Source organism: Candidatus Cryosericum odellii, from assembly GCF_003570935.1.
GTDB classification, from domain to species: Bacteria; Caldisericota; Caldisericia; order Cryosericales; family Cryosericaceae; genus Cryosericum; species Cryosericum odellii.
On sequence record NZ_QXIU01000109.1, the window covers coordinates 1 to 2,741 of the forward strand.

The 2,741-nt window shown below is 57.2% G+C and carries 3 protein-coding genes and 1 pseudogene; all 4 read right to left on the minus strand.

All coding sequences use genetic code 11. From position 1 onward, the window contains the following. Positions 1-398: pseudogene (locus SMC5_RS04480) on the minus strand (hypothetical protein); the annotation flags it as partial. Further along, positions 391-876 (minus strand): hypothetical protein, encoded by a 486-nt coding sequence (locus SMC5_RS04485; RefSeq protein WP_119119765.1) that lies wholly within the window; start codon positions 874-876, stop codon positions 391-393. The gene SMC5_RS04485 and the pseudogene SMC5_RS04480, both read right to left, overlap by 8 nt. Next, the gene (gene mreC / locus SMC5_RS04490; protein WP_119119766.1) at positions 873-1,706 is read right to left on the minus strand and encodes a rod shape-determining protein MreC; all 834 of its coding nucleotides are present in this window, start codon (positions 1,704-1,706) and stop codon (positions 873-875) included. The genes SMC5_RS04485 and mreC overlap by 4 nt, the downstream gene beginning before the upstream one ends. A 3-nt stretch (positions 1,707-1,709) precedes the next feature. Further along, complete coding sequence (gene mreB, locus SMC5_RS04495) at positions 1,710-2,714, minus strand: rod shape-determining protein (protein WP_119089823.1); 1,005 nt, start codon at positions 2,712-2,714, stop codon at positions 1,710-1,712. Positions 2,715-2,741: the final 27 nt, after the last annotated feature.

A 2,741-nucleotide genomic window follows, 5' to 3' on the forward strand; every position in this document is an offset into this window, starting at 1 on the left:
ACGACCTTGCTGACGTTGCGAACGACGGTGATAGGTGTATAGGGCCCGGCGCCGGCTTTCTTGACTGTGTCCTTGAGAGTCTGAAGCTTCGCGCCTGTCAGCTGAGCTACGACACCCAACTCCTGGTTGGAGTTCTTGAGGTCATAGGTCGTCACGACGATGTCGAATGATGGAACGTCGGTTGCGAGAATGACCCCGTTCCTGTCGCGGATTTCGCCCCGCGGAGCATCTGTGCTGATGATGCGCAGGCGGTTGTCTTCCGCGACTCCTGCATAATAGGTGCCTTTGACGACCTGCAGAAAGTAAAGGCGAGCCACGATGCCCAATAAGATCACCGTGAAGAGAATGGTGACTGCAAGGAATCGCCGGGTTTGCCGGAATCGTTGAAGCTTATCCATGATTCTGCTCGAGAGGCGAACGCCTGACCAGATACCGGGACCCCACAAGCCCTGTGACGGCTGCTGCGCCGCAGTACCACAATAGAGCTATGAGACTGGGAGCAGTATTACCTCTGGTGAGGAAGGCGAGAACGAGTACCGTGACCGCATAAGCGCCCGTGAAGGCTATGCGGGCGAGGCTAGGTGCAAGTTGTTCGATGTAGGGCGAGGCGCCGACGACCAACAGCAGTAGCAGGGCAGTGGGCAGCGCCTGCGACTGGCTGAAGTACGATAGGAGGAGTACATTGAAAAGTCCAGCAGCAACACCAAAGGGAGTGGGATGGCGTACGCTGTAGTAGAAGACGATGGCCGCTGCCACGAGGAAACCAAAGGCTCCCGCGCCCGGGGTGTGCAACGTGATGCTGCAGAACAACGCAAACACGAATGTCTCCATGGCCAGAACCCCTGTCAGGACGGCATACTGCTGTTTCGAATTCATTTCGAGTTCTGCGTCACAAGAAGGTAACGTGTCGCCCAGACGGCTGCAAATGGGCGCAGGACGAGGCGTGTCGCGGTGCCGGTGGTCAACGCGTCCACTCTGCCGATAGGGATGTTGGGAGGAAAGATTCCTGAGCTGCTGGAAGTGACGACGATATCACCCGATTGGAACTGGGGCAGTGGTGAGACGTATGATAAATCACAGTACTCTCCATTGGTGCCCTTGACGAGCACGTCCTCCCCGGTGCGCCGGTTGATGCCGGAGATGACGCACCTGCTATCCAGCAGTGGGATCACTGTCGCATTGGACTTGAATACGCCCCGGACTTTGCCATACACATAGACTTGGCCGGTCGAGTCTGCGACAAATACTCCAGCACCGTCGGCTACCCCGAGGGCCGTTCCGTGGTCTATGAACACGTCCATGGAGTTCAAACCAATTGCCCTTCCCGTCACTTGGGCAAGGACACTCTTGACCGGCAACTGTTGTTGGATCGCTAACTGCGCTTGCAGCCGTTTCAATTCATCGTGATCGCTGAGAACGAGGCGCAGGCGAGCATCGAGATACTGGTTCTCGCTGCGGAGGGTCTCGTTCTCAGCATAGATGCCTCGGGCAAACAGCAGGGATTGACCGTATGCGGCCACACTGTCACTTGCTGCCGAGACAGCCCCGCCAAGCGTCCGGACAACGCGTTGAACCCCGCTGAATGCAAGGTTTCCGAGCGTAACGCCATAAGACGCCAGTCCGATGACGGTCGCCAGCGCGAGAAACAGCGCTATAAACAGCAGGCTAGTGGACCTGCGGGTAGGCTTCCGTACCGGACCAGGCATTCGTTATATCAAAACCTCGTGCAGCAAATCGTAGTTCTCGAGGACCTTGCCTGCGCCCTTGGCGACACACTGCAATGGGTCCTCTGCGATACTGACAAGAATACCCGTACGGGTGGAGATAAATTTGTCAAAGCCCATGATAAGTGCGCCACCGCCCGAAAGCATGATACCGCTGTCGATAATGTCCGCTGAGAGTTCAGGCGGGGTCAGCTCAAGTGCCGACTTGATCGTCGCGAGAATCTGCTCCAAAGGTTCCTTGAGTGCGTCGCGAATCTCCTCGCTCGTGACCTCGACCGATTTTGGCAAGCCGTTGATCAAGTCTCTGCCCCGAACTTCATAGGTCCTCTCGCTTTCGAGCGGGTAGGCGGAGCCAATGGCGAGTTTGACTTCCTCGGCTGTCACATCTCCGATGAGCAGATTGTAGCGACGGCGGATATGCGTCGCTATCGCTTCCGTCATCTCGTCACCCGCAATGCGCAGTGACCGCGATGTGACAATGCCCTTCATCGAGATGACCGCGACCTCGGCCGTACCGCCGCCAACATCGACGATCATGACTCCACGAGCATCAGAGACGGGGAGGTCGGCGCCGATGGCAGCGGCCATGGGTTCCTGGATAAGCTTTGCCTCTCTCGCGCCGGCGTTGAGGGCTGCGTCGATGACGGCCTTCATCTCAACCTGGGTGATGCCGGACGGGATCCCGACAAGCACGCGTGGACGGGCGAAGAGACCTGTTCCAGACGCTTTTCGAATGAAGTATTCAAGAAGCTTCTCGGTTACCGTGAAGTCTGCTATGACACCGTCCCTCAGGGGACGTGTCACGGTAATCGACTGGGGCGTGCGTCCTGCCATCTTCTTGGCGTCGTCGCCGACGGCAAGCACGGTGCCGGTCTTGGCATCGGTCGCCACGATGGTGGGCTCGCGAATGACGACACCCTTGTTTTTGACGTATACAACTGTGTTCGCAGTACCAAGGTCTATTGCCAGGTCTTTTGAGAAAAATGCCACGACTTACCTCCTCATATCAACATGCAA

Excerpts from the sequence above, each read along its gene's own strand:
- mreC (WP_119119766.1), bottom strand. The coding sequence starts at position 1,706 with ATGCCTGGTCCGGTACGGAAGCCTACCCGCAGGTCCACTAGCCTGCTG.
- SMC5_RS04485 (WP_119119765.1), bottom strand. The coding sequence starts at position 876 with ATGAATTCGAAACAGCAGTATGCCGTCCTGACAGGGGTTCTGGCCATG.